We start from the raw sequence: 21420 nt of genomic DNA on the forward strand, positions 1-21420 counted from the left end.
GCTACGCATCGTCGCCTTGGTGAGCCGTTACCTCACCAACTAGCTAATGCGCCGCAGGCCCATCCTCAAGTGACAGATTGCTCCGCCTTTCATAAACCCGCCATGCAGCGAATTTAATTATCCGGTATTAGCTACCGTTTCCGGTAGTTATCCCAGTCTTGAGGGCAGGTTGCCTACGTGTTACTCACCCGTCCGCCGCTAACTCTCAGAGAAGCAAGCTCCTCATCAAGTCCGCTCGACTTGCATGTATTAGGCACGCCGCCAGCGTTCGTCCTGAGCCAGGATCAAACTCTCCAATAAAGATCGTCCGAAGGACGATGAATTGAAAGAGCGATTAAGCTCATTTAGAAGCCAACGTCTTCACGTTGCTTGTGTTTCATTGACGTGTTCCATTTGTTCAGTTTTCAAGGAACTTGATGTTTCGTCTTTCGCTCCGATCAATTCAATCAGCAGCGCAGGTTTATATCATATCAAGTTATCGACGTGATGTCAACACTTTTTTTCGACGCCGTTCGACAACCTGCAAAAGCGTTTGTCAAAAGCGACAATTAGTAATATACCACCTGGGCGAAAAATTATCAAGGCCTTTGCTAAAAAAAATCGATCCCCTTTTTATTCCATCATGTTTGCCTTCCGAACTTCGGATTTATTTGCATTTTGTTATTCGAATTCATTGATTTCCACACGAAAAGGTTTTAATGTTAGTTCACTGAAACGGCGCATGGTTCATGATTATGCCCACTACATAACACCACTCTATATAAAAAGAAAGGAGTTCCTTCAATGGCGGACAGAAGCGTAGCTCTCCAGAAACCCTCTGCCCCCCCAAGCCCCGTCCATGGCGGGACTCAACAGGCGACGGTATATCGGATACTGCTTGCGATCAGCTTCGTACACTTATTTAATGATTCGATTCAATCAGTCATCCCTGCGATCTTTCCTATTTTAAAAGACAATCTATTTCTAACCTTTACGCAAATCGGCTGGATTTCCTTTGCCATCAACTTTACTTCTTCCCTTATACAGCCGGTTATCGGCTATGCCGCCGACCGCAGGCCGACACCGATTCTTCTGCCGATCGGTATGTGCTTTACGTTCGCGGGCGTGTTTCTTCTTGCGCACGCGCATACCTATTTGCTTGTCCTGCTCGCCGTTATACTCATCGGCCTTGGCTCGGCAACCTTCCATCCGGAAGGAATGCGGGTCGCCCATATGGCGGCCGGTATGCGAAAGGGCTTGTCTCAATCGATCTTTCAGGTTGGGGGCAATGCCGGACAATCCCTGGCGCCGCTGCTTACGAAGTTTATTTTTGTACCCTACGGGCAAATCGGAGCGATGGCCTTCACCTTCGTCGCGGGGGCCGGCATCCTCGTTCAGAGCTATGTTGCCAAGTGGTATCACGGGATGCTGAAAGCAGGCTATACCTTCAAAAAGAGAACAGCCGGCAGAACGCTGGACCCTGCCCGCCGCAAAAGCATCTGGAACGCGACCGTCGTGCTCGTCGTCCTTGTGTTTATCCGCTCTTGGTACGGAGCAGCGATCAGCAGCTATTACGCTTTTTATTTAATGGAGGCTTACCGAATATCCATTGAAAATGCGCAAATTTATATTTTTCTATTCCTGGCTTCAGGAGCCGTAGGCACCTTCTTCGGGGGGCCGCTTGCCGATCGATACGGACGGCGGAATCTGATCATCTTCTCCATGGTCGGGACAGCGCCGATTGCGCTCATTCTGCCTTTCGTATCTTCATTCTGGGCAGGGGTGCTGCTAGTCATCAGCGGATTCGTGCTTTTATCCAGCTTCTCGGTGACCGTGGTGTACGCCCAAATGCTGCATCCCGGCAATATCGGAACGGTCTCCGGGCTGATCACCGGTTTTGCCTTCGGCATGGGCGGCATCGGCTCGCTGGTGCTCGGAAACCTCGGGGACGTCTGGGGAATTGCCAATGTCATGATTGCCGTTGGCTTCCTTCCTCTGCTGGGGCTTCTTGCCCTCTTGCTGCCAAGTGACCGAACGCTCGATCAGTGGTCGAAGGAATAACCGTTTCTGGCGATCCCCTTAAATCACTACGAATAAAGAAACAATGGTTCACACGGTGGCCATTAGCTAGATTAAATGTCCAAGACGCTCGCCATTCGCATGTTTGCGGATCGGATGAGCGTTTTTCTTTTTTTAATGTTAGGGATGGCAGATTGTGAGGGAGCTTTATATGAAAAGAGGTCCCGGTGGTCACCAGTGTCTCAGGGACATGCTTGTTTACTTTATTTTACGGACCAGCTTAATAAACCAATAGAGAAAGATCCACGGCAAAACATAGGTTGTCACCCATTCTATGCTTCGCTGGATCCCACCGCCTTCCGCCCCTTCGCCAACGTCACCCAACACAGTAAGTAGTACGAATACGGGTACGATCGCTATAACAAAATAAATGATGATCTTTTGGGTTTTCAACTTTGTTCGCCTCCCGTTATGCTCGTCCATTATCCTTATTACAAGCATTCGTTCATTGTTCTGTCAATAAAAAAGGGCCCGGCTGCTGCCAGCCGAGTCCCTCGATAATGATGAGTCGTTGCATCAAAACTAGGATCAGATTTTATTCAAGTAATCCAGCAGGCGGTACACGATGACCGATACTTGCGCCCGGGTCGAAGTCTCTTCAGGTGCAAAACGGTTTCCGTTCATCCCTTTGACGAGACCCTGTTCAACTGCAAAAGCGACGGCGGCACGTGCATCAGCCGGAATTTGATTCGCATCGCTGAAGGACAATTGGCCTCCTTCGGACTCCACCTTCAATGCGTCGGCAATCATCGTGACCATCTCTACCCGAGTCAGCGGGTTCTTCGCTCCCGCTTCCTTGCTGCGGGTATCCCAATCGATGCCTGTCTCAAAGATGCGGACCAAGAGGGTAGCGAACTCTGCACGGGTTATGGTTGTGTTCGGTGAGAAGCGTCCGGCCCCTGTGCCGTACGTGACGTGCTGTGAGGCGGCAACTTCAATCTCATCCTTGGCCCAGTGACCGCTGATGTCATTGAAGGTTACGCTGTTCTCGGCGGCAACGTAGGATGCCGGAACGTAGATCCGGAAGGTAATGGAGCCTTTTGCGGCAGAATGCAGTAAGCCTGCGGACACCATGTCTCCTGTTGCCGACTGCATGTAGGCGCCAACCTTGCGCGCATCCTTCACCTTGGCCGAATCATAGTTTAGTGTCAGCAAAATCGAATGCTTGAACTTATCGGCATGCTTCACCGTCACGAGCGGCGAAACAACATTCAAGCTTGCAGGATTTCCTGCCTTGCCGGCAGCTACGGACACCGTCAAATTGAATCCGCTGGCCGTCGTGAAATCATCCAGCGCATCGGCAGGCACCGTCAACGCAAAGCCGTTGCCTTGAATGACCAGCGGCTTGCCGGAGGCTTTTAGCTTATCAACGGTTGCCTTGTTTAAAGTAAATGCAACGTCGCTGTACTTCGTGAAGTCCAGCTTTGATACATCCAGCTTCACTTCCTTGCCGTCTCCGGCAATGCCTGCACTCACTGCGGTTTCAGACAATGCAGCGGTGGCGGATTCGGTGCCATCCGTATTTTTCTTCGTTGTTACTTTGGCATCGCCCGATACTTCAGGAGCCGGTGTGGATGGAGTCGTAGAACCGCCACCGGACGATGATCCGCCTCCTCCGCCGGAGCCACCGCCTGGGTTACCCGGATCCGGGTTGCCAGGACCCGGAGCACCGGTCAGCTGCAGATCAACCGTTGCCGTTCCTTCCAGACCTTGACGGTCCTTGACCGAAAGCTCTACCGTATAGTTGCCCGAGGACAGTCCATCAAGCGGAATGGTAAATGCCCCATCCTGCTCAACATCAAAGCTTCCTTCCTTGGCTACGGATTTGTTGGCTCTCTTGATCGTGTATTTGGCATCGAGCCATTCGCTTACGTCGAAGTCGATTGCCCATTCATCCCACATCGCCGGAGCAGCAGTTACATAGAGATCCTCGATTGTACCGCTTAAGGCAGGCTTATCCTTGCCTGAAAGCTGTACATCTTGTTCTGTATGGATAACCGGCGCTGCTCGTTTGACGAAGAACGGGATGGTGGAGTAATCGGAACTTACTTGCAAATTTGTACCCAAAGCTAAAAGTTCAATGGAGTATAATCCATCCTGAACTTCCACCTCTTGCTCGGTTGCATAATCGCCGTATTTTCCGTTCCAACCGATTGTAAAGGACGTGTTAGCATCAAAGTACCCCTGATTCCCGAAAATTTGGCCAATTATTCCATCACCTTCTACCCCCGCTCCTGGGTTCAGGCTGTCGTACAGATCAGCAATGACGATCTGCATCGGATTATAGAATTCGAATGAAACATTCAATTTCCCAAGATTTCCGTACTGATCCAATGGGAAATGCGGAATATATACCTCTGTATCGTTAAATACTTTGGTGTACTTAATTCCTGTAATCTCTAAATTGAAGTACGCTGCATACGGTACAGAATACGTCCGCGTTCCATTTGTCAGCGTAATATAGCCTTGCTGCTCCGAAACACCCGTAATGCCCTCCGGCACTTCCAGGGTAACGACCAGTTCCTCTTGGCCGTTCAGCGCGAAGGAGGCTTTATCTACCGTCACCGAGACGCCCGGCGTCTCAACAGTAGAATTGACTGCGACCTTAAACTCTCCCCCGTTTGCCCCCAGTTGCTCTACCCGGATTTTCTTCTGGACCTTTTTAGCTGTCGTCCCCGTAAAGTTGCCGAAACTGATGCTGCCGGTAATGTTGTCATACTCTTTGCTGGTTCCTTTCTCCTGATAAGTTGTCTTGTCGATGACCTTGACCAACGTGTCCGCTTGAATCGTCTGGAGCGCTTGTACGCGGCCTGCCCCCTGATCATTGACTTCGTACAATTCAGTGTTCAGAACCTTCGCATTGTTCATGAGCGCGACCTTAACATCAAACGGCGACCAATGGCTGTTCTTTTCCAGGATCAGAGCAGCGAGACCAGCAACGTGCGGAGACGCCATGCTCGTGCCCGTGAAGCGATCATACGCTTGGCTGTAATCCGCCTCTGGCGAATCCTTGCCGTATGCCGGTACCGTTGATAGGATGCTCGTTCCTGGCGCTACGACATCCGGCTTGATATCCAGCGTTTTCTTGGCTGGTCCTCTTGAACTCGAGGTGTACATTTCATCCCCTTCGGTTTGGGTCCGCTTGAAATCGGAGAACCGAACTTGAAGGTTCGGATGTTCGCCAAGCAGTGACTTAATCTGCTCCCCCACATCCTTGCTAGTACGGAAGGTCGGGATGAATTGGAAGCTGTCTCCAAGATACGCGATCGGATTATTAGGGTCATCCGTATTGTTGTAAATGATAATACCGATGGCTCCCGCTGCCTTCGCACTGGCGATCTTGTCCACGAATGGAATGACGCCTCTCTGAATCAATGCGATTTTGCCTTCAGCGTTTACCCCTTGGAAATCCTCAGGATAACCAAGTCCGGCATAGACCAACTCGAAATCTCCTTGAAGTACAACTTCAGGATCCTCTGCCAAATTCCAGGCCATCAAATCCATTCCATAAGTTGCTTCAACAACAGTCAACGGTCTGTTCTGCTCATCAACAGAACCGTTCCCCTCCTGTTCAAGCGGGAGTTGTCCGTCGGTCGACTCGGTTCCTTCGTCTGTTGACGGGGAGTCTACAGGAGTTCCCTGTTCCGAGTCTTGCTCAGTCGATGTACCGGTTGCTGGTACGCTTGTGTCTTCTTCCGTATGACCGGATAGGTTCGATGCCTCTCCATGGCTCTCGGCCTCCGGTTCTGACGTTCCTGCAGATGGTTCTTGTCCAAGATCGGCTTCACCTGCATCCTCTCCTTCTTCCGGAACTGGCTGTTGATCCGGCTGCGTTGCATTTCCCAGCTCTGCCGGAGGATCGCTCGGTTCCGTATTATCCGGCTGATCGATTTCAAGATCCTCTTCCGCGTAAAAATAACCGGTGGCTGCAATCTCATCACTTGGTCCCGTCGAGTTGCCTACAGTTATGGCAAATGCGGAAGTGGCCGGTGACCCGGCCGTCCAGCGGTTCGGACCGCTATTGCCGCTCGCGACAACCGGTGTTACGCCGGCCAAGGCGGCATTGTTAACCGCAACCGATGTCACATAATCCGGATCATTACGGGAATTACCCAGGGATAGGTTGATGACATCCATGCCATCCTGAACGGCGCGGTCAATGCCGCCAACCACCCAGCTGGAATAACCGCTGCCATATGGCCCAAGGACACGGTAAGCATAGATGCTCGCTCCCGGCGCAATTCCCACAACACCGAATTCGCCTGCTTCCCGTGCAGCAATCGTTCCCGCTACATGTGTTCCATGATCAGTCCAATAGGTGCTTCCATTGTCATCTACCGGAGCCGGATTGGTAGGATCGTTCTCCCAATCAAGAGGCGTTGCTTCATAAGGGTCATTGTCATTATCAACGAAGTCATATCCCCCCTTATAGGCGTCCTTCAAGTTCGGATGCTCGTAATCAATGCCGGTATCAATGACACCGACCTTGATGCCCTTCCCGGTGTATCCCAAATCCCACACGTCTGGTGCCCCGATAAAAGGACCCGTATCCTTCATGTAAGGCTTGACTTCGTCAACCTTCGGACCCGCCGTTACTTCCAGATCCGGATACACACCAAGCACACCAGGGATCTCAAGCAGTGCTTCGACTTGGCTCCCTTCGATCTCCATGGAAAGACCGTTGAATGCATAGCTATATTGATTTGAAACGTCGTGATCGATATTTTTGGAGTCCAGGCTGTCTATAAATTTCTGCTGCTGCTGTTCCACTTGGGCTTCCGCCTGTGCTTCCATCGATGACGTAAAAGATCTGCCCGACAGTGCGGAAATTCCCTTCTTTAACGCAACAGGCTCGGCCGATAATTCAACAATGACTCTGGTCGGACCTCCCGTTGATTTCCTTAGACTCTGATCGAGTTCAGGAAACTCGGCCAGCTTCGCCCGATGCTCTAACATCTGCTTCAATTGGAATGCTTCTTCGGTGCTTAACGAACTGCTAAGCTCTTGCGATCCTTCCGTAGGAGCCGCAGCTGCAGGTACGACTAGAGATAGCGCCAATAGTAAACTTAATAGAATAGATAACCATCTTTTACTCAAAGCTTTGCTCCTCCCCGAAACATAATGTATAAAGCCATGAAACAGGGTCTTGAAACTAGCAGCAAAAACGCCTCTCTATCACCTCTTTCTATGAAAGACTGACCCGTGGTAAATTACTTCGAGGTGTAAATTTTATATTCCTTCATCCTTTTCTGTATTTAATTGTTAAGTATTGTCGGAAGGATAGGAGGTTTTGGCGAATGCTCGAATAGTAGGGTCCAGCATCATTTCCATGCCTATAAGGCTGCATGGAGTTGCCATCGTAAATCGTCCTCCAGAGATTTTCACTGCAAAAAAATAGCGACACAGGAACCACTCCTGCATCGCTATTTCAAACTAATTTATTGAGCTGTTGAATTTGGCGGCCTCATCTCGCCGAGTTCAATCCATTCAGCTTCCTCAAGCCTCGTTCAAAAGCCGCACAAACTCTTCTTCATTATCCAAAATATCAATCCCGAGCTGCTGCGCCTTCGCCAGCTTGCTTCCTGCCTTCTCGCCGGCGATCAGCAGGTCCGTCTTCTTGGAGACGCTGCCCGTCACTTTGGCTCCCAGCGCCTCCAGGCGTTCGGTGGCCTCCTCGCGGGTGAGCAGGTGCAGCGTGCCGGTCAGCACGACCGTCTTCCCGCTGAAGAACGAGTCGGTGCTCACCGGCTTCGGCGCTTCCGGTGCTTTGGCCTGCACGCCGAGCGACAGCATCTTCTCAATGCTCGCCCGGTTGAACGGATCCGCGAAATATCCGGCAATGCTCTCGGCCACGATGCCGCCAACGTCCGGCAGCTCCACCAGTTCTTCGGCAGTTGCCTCCATCACGCGGTGAAGATCCCGGTAATGGTCCGCAAGCATTTTGGTCGTGGATTTGCCGGTATTCGGGATGCCAAGCGCGAACAGAAACGCCGCGAGATCCCGCTCCTTGCTCTTCTCGATCGCATCCAGCAGGTTTTGCGCCTTCTTCTCCCCGAACCGCTCCAGCTTAACCAAGCTGTCGAAGGACAGCGTGTACAGATCGGCCGGCTCTCGTACATCCAGCTCCTCATACAGCTGGATCGCCGTCTTGTCGCTGAACGTCTCGATATCCATCGCATCCCGCGAAGCAAAATGCGTAATCCGCGCGACGATCTGCGGCTTGCACCCCGTCTTGTTGTTGCAGAACAGGTGCGCGCCGCGCTGCTCCAGCGGGAATCCGCAGGACGGACATGCCTCCGGATACAGAATCTCCTCGCCGTCGTTCTCTTCCGTTACCTTGCCGAGGATTTCCGGGATGACGTCGTTCGAACGGCGGATAAAGACGCGGGTACCGAGGGCGAACTTGAGATTTTTGCGCTCAATATCCCCGATATTGTTCAGCGTGCAGTTCTGTACCGTAACGCCTGCCAGCTCGACTGGTTCGACGCGCGCAAGCGGGGTGATTTTTCCCGTGCGGCCCACGTTCCAGGATACCGACTGCAGCACCGTAGTTGTCTCTTCCGCTTCGAATTTGTAAGCAACCGCCCAACGCGGGAATTTATCCGTATACCCGAGCGCCTCGCGAGTTCGGAAATCGGTCACCTTCACGACGGCCCCGTCGATCAGGTAGTCCAGCTCGGAGCGGCGTTTCTCGATGTCGGCCAGCTGCTCCATCACGTCATCGAACTGCTCAAAATAGAAAATATACGGATTCACCTTGAACCGGTTCTCCCGCAGGAAATCCATCATTTCCTTGTGGTCCTTAAACGCGACGCCGTCCGAGTAACCAATGTTGTAAAAATAAGCGTTCAGCTTGCGCTCGGCCGTTACCTTCGGATTCAGGTTGCGCAGTGCGCCAGCCGCGGCGTTGCGTGCATTTTTAAGCGGCTCAACCGCCGTCTTATTGTATTCCTCAAGCACCGACAGATTCATGATGCCCTCGCCCTGCACTTCGATCGTTCCTTCCGTGAACGGAATCGTGAGCGGAACCGATTTGATTGTCTTCACCTGGGAGAGGATGCCCTCGCCCACCACGCCGTTCCCCCGCGTCGAGGCTTGGATGAGCTTGCCGTTCTGATACGTCAAATTCAGCGTAAGCCCATCGAACTTCAGCTCAAGCGCGTAGCAAGGGGTCGGCAGCGGGCTGCCGGGATTCTTCGTATTGTAGTCATTAACCAGCCGGACGACCCGGTCATGCCAGGTACGAAGCTGCTCGATGTTCTGGGCTTTGTCCAAGCTCCAGAGCGGCGCCAAATGGCGATGCGGCGTAAATCCCTTCAAAATCTCCCCGCCCACCCGCTGGGTAGGGGAATCCGGAAGCGTGACCCCGGTCTCTCTCTCCAATGCTACCAGCTGGTCATATAAGGCATCATATTCCTTGTCGCTCACGAGCGGCTGATCCAGCGTGTAGTAATGGTAATTGTATCGGTTGAGCTCCGCGATGAGCTTCTCCATCTGTTCCTTGAACTCCATGCAGGGGGAATCCTCCTTTAATATAATACGGGCATCATTCTTCGAACCGTCGAAGCAGGTTATTGCGAGCTTATGCTTGCAGTTACAGTGCTTCCTGCTTTCCTATCTCTTACGTCTCTAATTCTAGCCTTTATTCCACTTTCGTAATCGGAGCGAAGCCGGCCAGCAGCCGTTTTACGCCGACCGGTGCCGGGAACGCGATCTGCAGCTCCATGTCGTTGCCGCTGCCTTTGACCGCGACGATCGTGCCGGTGCCCCATTTGCCATGGGCTACTTTATCGCCGGCTTTGAAATCCGAGCTACCGCCGGCTGCAGCCTGACGGGCCGCCCCGCCTGTCGCCATCGTCACACGGCTCTTCGAAGCGGTCTGGGCGGATGCGGTTGAGCCTCCAAGCGACAGATCGCTCGTGCGGGATGCGCCGAAGTTGCTGCCTCCCCCGCCGCCAAAGCCGCGGCCGGCATACGAGCCGCCGACATTGCCGCCGCCTCCGCGGCGGTAGCGGTCATGGGCCATCTGCGTGTCTTCCTTCAGTTCATCCGGAATTTCATCCAGGAAGCGCGAAGGCGGATTGGCCGTGGTCCGGCCGAACAAAGTCCGCATGCGGGCACAGGACAGGAATAATTGCTTTTCCGCACGCGTTATGCCTACATAGGCAAGGCGACGCTCTTCCTCCAGCTCTTCATTGTCCATAAAAGCACGGCTGTGCGGGAATACGCCCTCCTCCATGCCAATAATGAAAACAACCGGGAATTCAAGTCCCTTGGCGCTGTGCATCGTCATCAGCACGACCGCATCGCTCTTGTCTTCCTCGTCGTCATTCATCGTGTCGATATCCGCGATCAAGGCGAGATCCGTCAGGAAGGAGACGAGCGACTTATCCTCATTGTTCTTCTCGAACTCCTGGGTTACCGACAGGAACTCGTCGATGTTCTCGAGCCTGGAACGGGATTCGAGCGTGTTTTCATTTTGCAGCTCAAGCCGGTATTCCGACATCTCCAGCATTTTCTCGGTAAGCTCCGTCACGGACAGGTACTCCACCATTTTGTTCAGTGCGTCAATCATATCGTAGAAGTTAACGAGCGCATTGCGCGTCCGCCCGGCGAAGCCGAGGTCATCCACAACCTCCAGCACACGGAAAATCGAGATGCCCCGCTCTCCGGCGGCAGCCGCAAGCTTCGCTACCGTCGTATCCCCGATGCTCCGCTTCGGTACGTTAATGATTCGCGTCAAACTGATATCGTCATCCGGGTTGGAAATGAGGCGCAGATAGGCCAGCATATCCTTGATCTCTTTGCGGTCGTAGAACTTGATGCCCCCGACGATCTGGTACGGAATATCCGACTTGATCAGAATTTCCTCGATCACCCGCGACTGGGCGTTCGTCCGGTAGAGAATCGCATGGTCCGCGTAGTTTTTGCCGGCCTTGATGTTCTTGCTGATCTCCGAAGTCACAAAATATCCCTCGTCATGCTCCGTATCCCCGCGGAACACCTTGATCTTCGGCCCTTCCCCCTGCTCGGTCCACAGGTTTTTCGGCTTGCGGCCGGTATTGAGGGCGATCACGTTGTTGGCGGCATTCAGGATGTTCGATGTGGAACGGTAATTCTGCTCCAGCAGAATCGTCCGCGCCTCCGGATAATCCTCCTCAAAATTCAGGATGTTCGTGATATCCGCGCCGCGCCAGCGATAGATGGACTGGTCGCTGTCGCCGACGACGCAAATCCGGTGATGGCTGTCGGCCAGCATCCGGCACAGCATATACTGCGCCCGGTTCGTATCCTGGTATTCATCCACATGGATATACTGGAATTTGCGCTGGTAGAAATCAAGCACTTCCGGCACTTCCTTGAACAGCTGGATCGTCGTCATGATCAGATCGTCAAAATCGAGGGAGTTGTTGCTCTTCAGACGCTTCTGGTAATCCACATACACCTTGGCGACCAAGCTCTCGAAATAATCTCCCGCTTTCTGCTCATATTGCTGCGGAGTAATCAGCTCGTTCTTTGCCGCGCTAATGGCGGCTTGTACCGCCTTCGGTTCAAATTTCTTAGGATCTATATTGTGGTGCTTCATCACATTCCGGATCACGGATAATTGGTCGGTCGAGTCCAGGATGCTGAAATTCGACGTAAAGCCAAGCCGCTCAATATCCCTGCGCAAAATACGCACACACATCGAGTGGAACGTCGATACCCAGATATCCTGCCCTTCCCGGCCGACGAGCTTCGAGACCCGCTCCTGCATTTCGCGGGCGGCTTTATTTGTAAAGGTAATCGCCAGGATGCTCCAAGGCGCCGCCTTGCGCGTGGCGATCAGGTACGCGATCCGGTGCGTCAGCACCCGCGTCTTGCCGGAGCCCGCTCCGGCCATGATGAGCAGCGGTCCGTCAGTGGCCTCCACGGCCTGCCGCTGCTGGGGATTGAGGCGCTTGATCGCCTCATGTATGTCAATGGAATGCATAAAGATTGCCTCCTAGGGTGTAAATTTGAGCAATGTGCGTCGTGGTGTGCTTTTTATAAAATAGGGTTGTACAAAAAATCCGGGGTCTGTTTAAGGAATGTTCGGCGGTCTAATTTGGCCTCTGTGGACTAATACTCATGTGCATCAAGACTATAGGAATCAGGTGTCAGGTTGTCAGCCCTTCACCGCATTGACCGTCGCCAGTGCCTGCTCCAGGTCATCATATACGATATTGCCCACGATGATGGTATCGGCGCATGCCGCAGCCTCAGCAGCCCGCTCTGCGTTCGTGATTCCCCCGCCGTAAAATAGACGGGCCTGATCAAGCGATCGGCGCACCTTGCGGACGGTCTCCATATCGCCGAACGCACCGCTGTATTCCAAATAGACGACCGGCAGCTGCATGAGCTTGTCCGCCACTTGGGCGTAAGCTGCGGCAGAGCTTGCATCCAGCGCGGTATTCGCACCTGTCAGCTCGGCAACGGCCGCATCCGGATTCAGCACAATATAGCCCTCCGCCACGACCAGCTCCCACGGAATCATATAACCATACCGCTCGATTCCTTCATGATGGCGGCCGAGTATCCATGTCGGATCCCCGGTATTCAGCACCATGGGAATCATGTATAGATCAAATCCGGGTACAACGGCTTCCAGATCGGACACCTCCTGCACGCACGGCAGCTCATAGCGGCGAACACGGGACAGGAGATCCACCGTATTTTCATAGGTAACGCCGGTCGAGCCTCCTACCATAATCGCATCGGTTCCTGACATGCATACCGCATCAAGGGCATCGTCGGCGATCTCCTTGTCGGGATCCAGCTTAAACACATGCCGCCAGGATTGTATCAAATCTTTCAAGCGTCATACCTCCACGTTCACGGGTTACTATTATACTAAATTAAGTCTATGCCAGCACGGTATGCAAGTCAATTTATGTTCGCATAAAATACGAACATTTTTTTGGTAATGGCGGGGAAGCGAGGGATGTGCGCTCAAACCGTTTCATGGCGGTTGCAGGGAACGGGACGCGATGAGCATAAAAATCCCAACCCTTCCCGTTAGCGGGAGAAGATTGGGCAAAGCTTCAAGCATCCGGTTATTGTGTTACTTTTTCGCGGTGTTGTTTGGTTTAAGTACGTGGATGTACCATTTTAAACCGGCTTTATGATTGAACAAGCTTACCTTATCCACTACCTCAAACGACCCGCAGGTCTCCATCTCTTGAATTTTGTGTTCCACCATGGCGTAATCGGGATCCTGCTGGTTTTTGTGCGAATACATCGATGTGACGATAACTCCGCCCGGCGTAAGAAACTCGGCGTATTCCAGCAGCTTGGCCGGCGTGTTCGGGACATACTGCAGCGATTCGTTAAAGACGATGACGTCGAAGGATCTCGGCGGCGTGTAATGATTGATGTCGGCGCAATGGAAAATAGGGCTGTCCGTTTTCCCCGAGGCGATTTTGATCGCTTCCTCCGACAGATCGACGCCTACATATGCCGGCTTTTCCTGCTCCGTCAGCAGATCGTACAGATTGCCCGCACCGCATCCCATATCCAAAATCCCCTCAGTCGCGGCAAACTTCCGAATGTAGCCGTATACGACGGAATACCGGGCGTACTCGGTCATATCGGATAAGTAATCCCACATCTGCGCTTTATACTCTTCGTCCCATTGCTGTTTGCTGCTTTCAATGAAATCTTGAATCATTTTTTCCATGGATGGATTCCCTCCCCATACGGAATGAATAGTAAGTCTTCAAGTATTCATGCTTGGACAAACGTACTGCAAAGTAACCAGTAACATCTGGATGTTAAGGAGCCTTCTCAAAAACATGGATTAGCGGGTTCTTAGGAAGCGTAGAAAGTGCAAAAAGTGCAAGAAGTGCTAGAAATGTTAGAAATGCTTGAAATGCTAGAAGAGCAAGAGGTACAGGAAGCACAGGAAGTTCAGAAAGTTCAGGAAGTTCAGGAAGTTCAGGTGGTTCAGATAGTTCAGGTAGTTCAGGTAGTTCAGGTAGTTCAGGAAGCACAAGAAGTTCGGAATTACAAGAAGTTCGGAAGTACAAGAAGTACAGAGTGTGATCAAACTTGCAGGATGGCTGCATGTGGGCACATGGCGAAGGTAAGTCGAGATTCATGCTAGTGAGGAATAAACATAGAGTCACATACTTTATTTTCGGTACAAACAATGCTTGCGGCTTCGTTATAATATCACAATCATCCATATTATGTAAATCGTACTGAAGTATGGAATATTAGTCGGCTGGGCATTTTTCGGACAAAGGTTTCGTCCAGGTTAAAATCCGGTAAGGGCTATGACCGGAAGGTAAGGGGAGAGGCGTCAGGGTCGCGAGCAGGCTCAGCACGAGGAGTCGCACAAGCAGTTCGGTTACTTTTGGAGTGCATAGCGCAGGCTAATCTTTTCCAGCTCCGGTTCGGTTAAAAGGTCGGAATAGACGCCGTACACGCCCCATTTTTCATAATTGTTCACCGTATTGGCGTCGTTGATGGTGTGCACATACGTGACTGCCCCCGCATCCTTCAGCTTCGCCACAAAGTTGGGATTTACCCGGTGCTCCGGCATGGTTACGGCGTCAATATGATTCGCTTTCACAAACGCAATGATCCGCTCCGGCGAGTCTGTTGTCGCATACAGCGTGTAAATGATGGAGGAAAACGGGTAGATCTCCCTCACCATATCCAGCATCGGTTCATTGTAAATCTGGATCACCACCCGATCAAGCAATGCCGGATCCCGAGCCAAGGCAGCCTCTGTCAGCTCCGTCAAGAGCAGGCGGATGTCTTCATCCTTCTGCTCTTTCGTATCGGTCACGATATAGATATCCGGAACGCCGGCCATCAAGTCCATCACCGCATCCACATCCATCGGCTGGTACCGCTCCAATATCGGTGTCTCCATAAACTCCTCGTGGGTCAGACGTGCCCCCTGCTTCTCCTTCGGCAACTGATCCACCTGGCCAAGCTGTTCGCTCATGCTCGCCGTCCACTCATGCCGTGCTACGACCTTTCGATCAGCCGTCAGCATAAAGTCGATCTCGAATACCCGGGTGCCCTGCTTATAATTAGCGACCATCGCCTCATATGCATTCGTATACGGCTGATCTCCGATACTCCCCGCTGCATGGGCAATTAGACGATAGGCCGTAAAGCCCTGCCGCTCTTCCGAACCATCTTGGATATAGCTCAGCATAAGTATCACTATTAACGAGAACAATGCACCAACCGCCGTCATTCGCCTCATAATATCCCCGCCTCACCGTAGACTAGTTGCGTATTGGTCTATTTGCTAGGTTAATACCCGTCAGTACGGGGAACCAAACGGAAAAACCCGCATTCGGCTTGTGCCAAATTGCGGGTTTTGGTTGAGATGATTAGTAAGCATTCTTGAAGCCATTGCGGATCGTACGAAGAATAATCTTGATATCAAACAGAATGGACCAGTTTTCAATGTAAAAAATATCATGCTTGATCCGTTCCTCAATCGACGTATCGCCGCGCAGCCCATTGCTCTGCGCCCAACCGGTAATGCCAGGCCGAACATGGTGCTTCACCATGTATTTCGGAATTTCCTCTTTGAACTGCTCCACGTAGTACGGGCGCTCCGGTCTTGGGCCGACGACGCTCATATGCCCAAACAGCACATTGAAGAACTGCGGCAGCTCGTCGAGACTGGTCTTGCGCAAGAACGAACCGAATTTGGTGCGACGCGGGTCATTTTCCACGGTCCATCCGGTGTCGACTGCGCCTGGCGGCAGCGGCTTCATGGAACGGAATTTATACATGTTGAACGTGCGGCGGTTAAGCCCTACCCGCTCCTGCTTGAAGATCGCCGGCCCTGGCGAGGTCAGCTTGATGCCGATGAAAATACCGACCATGACCGGGAGCGTCAGGATAATCGCCACCAGTGAAAAGACAATATCGAACGCCCGCTTAAATAGCCGGTTCGCGGCCAGATCCAGGGGAATATCCCGCACATTGATCATCGGCATGCCCGCAAAGTTGTCGAATACCGGCCGGGCCGGAAGATAATCGAAAAAGTCCGGAATAATGAGCGTACGCACGCCCGCCTTCTCGCAAGCTGCGATGATCTCGGGATATTTGTGATGGGCATTGAGCGGCAAGGCCAGCACAACTTCGTCGATGAGCTTTTCGTTCAACACATTGTCCAGGTCGCTGACCGATCCAAGGATCGGTTTGAAACGCCTCTCCTCCAGCTCGCTCCATTGCTGGTAATCGTCCAGGAACCCGATCACCTCGTAACCGAGTTCAGGGTACTGCTGCAGATTTTTATAGAACCGCTTGCCCAGCGTTCCAGCACCCACGATGAGGACGAACTGGCGATTGTAGCCTTTTTCCCGGAAATGCTTCAGCGTCTTCTTCAGAAAATAGCGGTACAGGATGATCGACGCTACGTTCAGGATCATGTAGATGGCGAGATACCAGCGGGAGATATTGACCTCCTTCACGAAGAACATCAAGCTGAGCAGGATGAACATCCCAATAAAATGCATTTGGAAGATCTTCATGAACTCGTCGGCAAAACGTTTCTTTCGCTTAGGCGAGTACAACGAAATCATGATGCCGACCGCGACGGCAACCCCGCCGTACACCAAACTCCACATTCCGTACGATTCGATGGGAAGCGGCCTTTCATATGGGAACCAGCCGCTTTCGAATTTGATCCACCATGCGAGCAGGAACGACAGCTGGATGAACACAAAGTCGGTCAGCATATAGACTCGGGTCAAGAAGCCCTGATTCTTGCGGATCATGATTTCACCTCCACTCCGCCGGAAGATGAGGGCATCGATGCCGGCCGAATCGGCTTCAGCCGGTTCGTGAGCAGGGCCAGAAGCATTTTCAATCCGACGCCTGCATATACCGCTCCGTTAACCAATATGTTGTACTTCTTCCGGTAATGCTTCCGATGGAACAAAATCATCGCCCGATGGAATTCATAAATAATTTTGAAGGGACGGCGCCGGGCGCTTCCGCCTTTGTAATGCACGATGGTCGTACGAGGATAGTAGTGGATCCCCCACCCGGCCTGCTTGATCCGGTAGCACCAATCGATATCTTCTCCATACATGAAAAATGTCTCGTCCAACCCGCCTACCTGCTCAATCGTCTCCCGCCGTACCAGCATGAACGCGCCCACCAGGCAGTCCACGGGATACTCCTGATCGGGATCGAGATAGCCCAGCTGATACTGATTGAAGCGCGGATGATGCGGAAACAGCTTGCTCAGGCCGAAAGCATAGTAAAAGGAAGCGGATGGCGTTGGAAAGCCTCTCTTGCACGCTTTGTCCAGGGAACCGTCCGGCAGAATGATTTTGCAGCCCGAGGCGCCCGTTATCGGATTACGGTCCATAAAAGCGACCATCGTTTGAAGCGTATCCCGCTGGATCACGGTGTCGGAATTTAAAAGCAGCACATAACGTCCCTGCGCCGCTGCCATCCCCTGGTTGTTGGCTTTGGCAAAGCCGGTATTTTCTGTATTCTCAATCAGCTTAACGAGCGGGAACTCCTGGCGAATCGCCTGCACGGAATCGTCCTTCGAATCGTTATCAATGACGATGACTTCATATGTAAATTCGGTCTCCGATGCGTATACCGATCGCAAACAATCCAACGTCAGCTGACGGGTATTGTAGTTCACGATTAAAATGCTAACATCCATTGCTGCATGGCTCCTGACAAATATAGTAATCTATCGACATTATAGCACATAGACGCATGGTTGGCAGGAATAAAGCACTTTAATTACTAGAATCTAGTTATCTTTCACTCTTATATGTAGCCCGCAAGTATTAAGAAGCGAAACAGTGATTGCTCTAAAATCGATTGACGATAAAGTTTCGATCTTTGAAGGAAATGTATTTTCTCCCTGAACCGTTGTCTAGGTGCAATAAAAAGTTCAAGTTGCTCCCTTTTTTCATCATCCAACAAATGACCATAAACTCGGTAGAACTCCCTCGCTTGACTGACAAGAAGATGTTCCCCTTTATGTTTTAAGTAACTGCGATACTTCTGGTTTAATTTGTCGAAAAATGAGTTGCTTCCTCCAACAACGTTATTTCCATGTTGTCTATAAAGCATGGAAGGACTTTGATCATAAATGACGTTACCGAATGCAGATACCAATAGGTAGAACCACCAGTCGTGCATAATGATCCTGCTAGGATCGACTCGGTATCTGTTAACAAACAAATCTCTAGCAGCCCGATTTATTGTTATCGTGGCCCCGACTGCAATGTTTTGAATTAATGCATTATAGAATGAAGGCTGCTTCGAAGGGGCCTTTGGCCAAGTACCCAAGGAATGCAGTTCTTTATCGACGAGCTTCGTTGCAGTGAATACCATAGCTGGAATATTGTCCGATTGTGAATCCAACATATTCACTGCCCGTTCAATTTTATGATCCAACCAGACATCATCCTGATCACAGAAACAGTAATAGTCAGCCTGGGGATCGGAATGCATAACAAGTTCAAAAAAACTTGGGACCACCCCTATGTTGCTTCCTTTAATCTGTTGGATCCTGTCAGGGTGGGATTCGATAAAAGGTTGAAGCTGTTCTCTCGTTCGGTCGGATGACCCGTCATCTCGAACGAGAATGGAAATGTGGGGATAGCTTTGGCGTAAAATACTCTTTATTTGTTCAGCTATATAGTCCTCTCCATTATAGGCGGACAGCAGAACCTGAACCTTTTTCATAAAATAAAGCCTCCAGGATAACGATTAACGGATCACACGAATATTACCATACGCCGATCGATAAACAAAGGCCTGCTCTGCTTCCGCAGTTCAGGCCCTAAATATTATTGATTTGTGGTGATATGATTACATGTTAGCGTATATCGTTTTGTTCCATTTCCAGTATAAACCGTTTCAAGCCGTCTCTCCAATGCGGAAGGTCTTCAAATCCGTTCAGACGTATGGCTAGATGCTCCAACACGGAATTAGCCGGTCTTGGCGCAGGCCGTGGAAACTGTGCCGTAGTGCAAGGTTCAAGCTTAGCAGTAACTGTTATGCCTAGCCGTTCCTTACCTTCCGCAAATATCGCCTCCGTAAACTCAAACCACGTGCAAGAACCACTGTTGGACGCATGATATATGCCGTATCTCTCCGTTGTTATCAATTGGACAAGAAACCGCGCCAGGTCAACGGTGTACGTAGGCGAACCCTTTTGGTCATTAACTACCTGTAACTGGTTTTTTTCTTGTCCCAGACGGAGCATGGTTTTCACAAAATTGCTTCCAAATAGTCCATACACCCAGGATGTCCGCACCACATACCAGCGAGAACAAAAATCTTTAACCATCTGTTCTCCAGCATATTTAGATTTTCCATATATCGTTCTCGGGTCCACAAAATCAAACTCCTGGTATGGCTTGTCGCTCTCACCGTTAAACACATAATCTGTACTTATGTACACGAGTTTCGCACCAACCATCTCCGCAGATAAGGCGACATTGCGTGTGCCTGTCGCGTTCACCAAAAAGGCTCCATCGATATCTGATTCAGCAGCATCAACTGCAGTATAGGCTGCACAATGAATAATACAATCCGGAGTGTAAGCCGATATCACTTGCCGGCATTGTTCCTCGTCTGTTATATTCAGCTCGGTCTTCTTGCAGCCTATTACCTCATGTCCTGCTTGGCTGAAAATGTTGACAACATCCTGCCCGAGCTGCCCATTTGCCCCTGTTACTAAAACCTTCATCCGATTTCACCTAACCGATTCCCGTACTGCCGGTCCAAGTAGTCGCGGTAAGCCCCCGATTGTATTCTAGTCCACCAGTCCTTGTTATCTAAATACCATTGAATGGTCTCCTTAATCCCGCTTTCAAAATGATACTTAGGCTGCCAACCTAACTCCTTCGTAATCTTCGTTGGATCAATGCCGTACCGGCGGTCATGACCTGGACGATCCTCCACATAAGTGATCAACGATTCAGGCTTACCGAGCTCCCTCAAAATAGTTTGAACAATATGCAGATTCGTGCGTTCATTATTCCCACCAATATTGTAAACCTCACCCACACGCCCTTTGTGGATCACGAGGTCAATAGCACTGCAGTGATCCTCAACATACAGCCAATCCCGGATATTTAAACCATCTCCGTAAACCGGCAATGGATCATTATTCAAAGCCCTTGAGATCATGAGAGGAATTAGCTTTTCGGGAAATTGATAAGGGCCATAGTTGTTGGAACAGCGAGTGACATTTACCGGCAAGCCAAAGGTCTCATGGTACGCTCTAACAAGTAAATCCCCGCCGGCCTTCGACGCCGAATAAGGACTGTTTGGCGCAAGCGGTGTCGTTTCGGAAAACAACCCCGTTTCCCCGAGAGATCCGTATACCTCGTCCGTTGAAACTTGAACGTACTTGGTTACACCATATTTTTTGGAGGCATCCAAAAGCACCTGGGTCCCGAGAACGTTCGTATTCACAAATACTTCTGGCTCCAGAATACTGCGATCCACGTGAGATTCCGCCGCAAAATTCACAACCACATCAATGCCTTGTTGGAAAATGCGATCAACCGCCTCTTTATCTGCGATATCGGCATGGACAAAAGAATATTTGGGTTCATTTTCAACGGACTTCAGATTCTCCAGATTTCCCGCATACGTCAAGGCATCCATATTCACGATCTGATAATCGGGATGCTGTTGCATCATATACAAAATAAAATTGCTGCCAATAAATCCGGCACCGCCGGTGACCAGAAGTTTCATAAGAGCCTCCCTAATACACTTTAATCAAATTATATTCATCGAGCGTATGAATGAGTGAATAAAATCTAGAAGTTCATTTCTGCATCTGCCAAAACCGGGTGCTGCTTATCCTTTTCCGAAAGAATGGGGTTAAAAGTTGGCCAGTCGATTGCAAGAGCAGGGTCATTCCATAAAATCCCTCTGTCATTCTCAGGAGAATAATATTCATCAACTTTATAAGTAACTTGCGTGTTCGGTACTAAAGTACAAAACCCATGGGCAAACCCCTTAGGCACAAGAAGCTGCCTCTTATTATATTCACTTAAAATGACCCCCACCCATTGTCCAAACGTAGCGGATTCCTTTCGGATATCAACTATAACATCATAAATAGCTCCAGAAATAACTCTCACCAGCTTTGTCTGAGCTTTGGGATTCAATTGATAATGAAGTCCACGAACGACCCCAGGCTCTGCCGACAAGGATTGATTGTCCTGTATAAAATTATGATTGATTCCATTGGCATGCATAACCTGTTCGTTGTAACTTTCCATAAAAAAGCCACGGTGATCTCCATGGACCACCGGCTCAATAATTTTTGCACCTTCCAGTTGCAAAGGGATCACCTTCATAACT

General features: G+C 50.8%; 15 protein-coding genes and 1 rRNA gene. 2 read left to right on the forward strand and 14 right to left on the reverse strand.

Annotated features, from left to right (window positions below):
- Positions 1 to 300 (reverse strand): 16S ribosomal RNA (locus tag J2Z18_RS00005); the annotation flags it as partial.
- A 483-nt stretch (positions 301 to 783) separates the two neighbouring features.
- Between J2Z18_RS00005 and J2Z18_RS00010 the strand changes: the two genes are divergently transcribed.
- A complete protein-coding gene (locus tag J2Z18_RS00010; protein ID WP_210093939.1) occupies positions 784 to 2040 on the forward strand; it encodes an MFS transporter in 1257 nt (418 codons plus the stop codon).
- Between the two features lie 216 nt (positions 2041 to 2256).
- Here J2Z18_RS00010 and J2Z18_RS00015 read toward each other — a convergent pair whose 3' ends face one another.
- The 6 genes from J2Z18_RS00015 to J2Z18_RS00040 form a co-directional block, all read right to left on the reverse strand.
- Positions 2257 to 2451, reverse strand: coding sequence for a hypothetical protein (locus tag J2Z18_RS00015; RefSeq protein WP_210093940.1), 195 nt, complete (start codon positions 2449 to 2451; stop codon positions 2257 to 2259).
- Positions 2452 to 2586: 135 nt separating this feature from the next.
- A complete protein-coding gene (locus J2Z18_RS30745; RefSeq protein ID WP_276824970.1) occupies positions 2587 to 7155 on the reverse strand; it encodes a S8 family serine peptidase in 4569 nt (1522 codons plus the stop codon).
- Between the two features lie 399 nt (positions 7156 to 7554).
- Entirely contained in the window at positions 7555 to 9570 is a 2016-nt protein-coding gene (ligA, locus tag J2Z18_RS00025; RefSeq protein ID WP_210093941.1) for an NAD-dependent DNA ligase LigA, read from the reverse strand.
- A gap of 130 nt (positions 9571 to 9700) precedes the next feature.
- Positions 9701 to 12031: a DNA helicase PcrA gene (gene pcrA / locus J2Z18_RS00030; RefSeq protein WP_210093942.1), complete on the reverse strand. Its 2331-nt coding sequence runs from the start codon at positions 12029 to 12031 to the stop codon at positions 9701 to 9703.
- A gap of 174 nt (positions 12032 to 12205) precedes the next feature.
- Positions 12206 to 12895 carry a heptaprenylglyceryl phosphate synthase gene (gene pcrB / locus J2Z18_RS00035; protein ID WP_210093943.1) on the reverse strand — a complete coding sequence of 230 codons (690 nt, stop codon included), beginning with the start codon at positions 12893 to 12895 and terminating at the stop codon, positions 12206 to 12208.
- A 246-nt stretch (positions 12896 to 13141) separates the two neighbouring features.
- On the reverse strand, positions 13142 to 13756 hold the full coding sequence (locus tag J2Z18_RS00040; protein ID WP_210093944.1) for a class I SAM-dependent methyltransferase: 615 nt from the start codon (positions 13754 to 13756) through the stop codon (positions 13142 to 13144).
- Positions 13757 to 13903: 147 nt separating this feature from the next.
- On the opposite strand from J2Z18_RS00040, the gene J2Z18_RS00045 reads away from it, so the two are divergent.
- On the forward strand, positions 13904 to 14182 hold the full coding sequence (locus J2Z18_RS00045; protein ID WP_210093945.1) for a hypothetical protein: 279 nt from the start codon (positions 13904 to 13906) through the stop codon (positions 14180 to 14182).
- Between the two features lie 246 nt (positions 14183 to 14428).
- Here J2Z18_RS00045 and J2Z18_RS00050 read toward each other — a convergent pair whose 3' ends face one another.
- The 7 genes from J2Z18_RS00050 to rfbC all read right to left on the reverse strand — a co-directional run bounded on the left by J2Z18_RS00050 (position 14429) and on the right by rfbC (position 21416).
- Positions 14429 to 15301 carry a phosphatidylinositol-specific phospholipase C/glycerophosphodiester phosphodiesterase family protein gene (locus tag J2Z18_RS00050; protein WP_210093946.1) on the reverse strand — a complete coding sequence of 291 codons (873 nt, stop codon included), beginning with the start codon at positions 15299 to 15301 and terminating at the stop codon, positions 14429 to 14431.
- Positions 15302 to 15431: 130 nt separating this feature from the next.
- Positions 15432 to 16832, reverse strand: a complete 1401-nt coding sequence (locus J2Z18_RS00055; RefSeq protein ID WP_210093947.1) for an undecaprenyl-phosphate glucose phosphotransferase — start codon at positions 16830 to 16832, stop codon at positions 15432 to 15434.
- Complete coding sequence (locus J2Z18_RS00060) at positions 16829 to 17740, reverse strand: glycosyltransferase family 2 protein (RefSeq protein ID WP_210093948.1); 912 nt, start codon at positions 17738 to 17740, stop codon at positions 16829 to 16831. The genes J2Z18_RS00055 and J2Z18_RS00060 overlap by 4 nt, the downstream gene beginning before the upstream one ends.
- A gap of 110 nt (positions 17741 to 17850) precedes the next feature.
- Positions 17851 to 18777, reverse strand: a complete 927-nt coding sequence (locus tag J2Z18_RS00065; protein ID WP_210093949.1) for a glycosyltransferase family 2 protein — start codon at positions 18775 to 18777, stop codon at positions 17851 to 17853.
- A 133-nt stretch (positions 18778 to 18910) separates the two neighbouring features.
- Positions 18911 to 19786 (reverse strand): dTDP-4-dehydrorhamnose reductase, encoded by an 876-nt coding sequence (gene rfbD, locus J2Z18_RS00070; RefSeq protein ID WP_210093950.1) that lies wholly within the window; start codon positions 19784 to 19786, stop codon positions 18911 to 18913.
- Positions 19783 to 20805, reverse strand: a complete 1023-nt coding sequence (gene rfbB / locus J2Z18_RS00075; RefSeq protein WP_210093951.1) for a dTDP-glucose 4,6-dehydratase — start codon at positions 20803 to 20805, stop codon at positions 19783 to 19785. Before rfbB ends, rfbD begins: the two co-directional genes overlap by 4 nt.
- Before the next feature lie 65 nt (positions 20806 to 20870).
- Complete coding sequence (gene rfbC / locus J2Z18_RS00080) at positions 20871 to 21416, reverse strand: dTDP-4-dehydrorhamnose 3,5-epimerase (RefSeq protein WP_210093952.1); 546 nt, start codon at positions 21414 to 21416, stop codon at positions 20871 to 20873.
- Positions 21417 to 21420 lie beyond the last annotated feature (4 nt).

Source organism: Paenibacillus lactis (assembly GCF_017873605.1).
GTDB classification, from domain to species: domain Bacteria; phylum Bacillota; class Bacilli; order Paenibacillales; family Paenibacillaceae; genus Paenibacillus_AQ; species Paenibacillus_AQ lactis.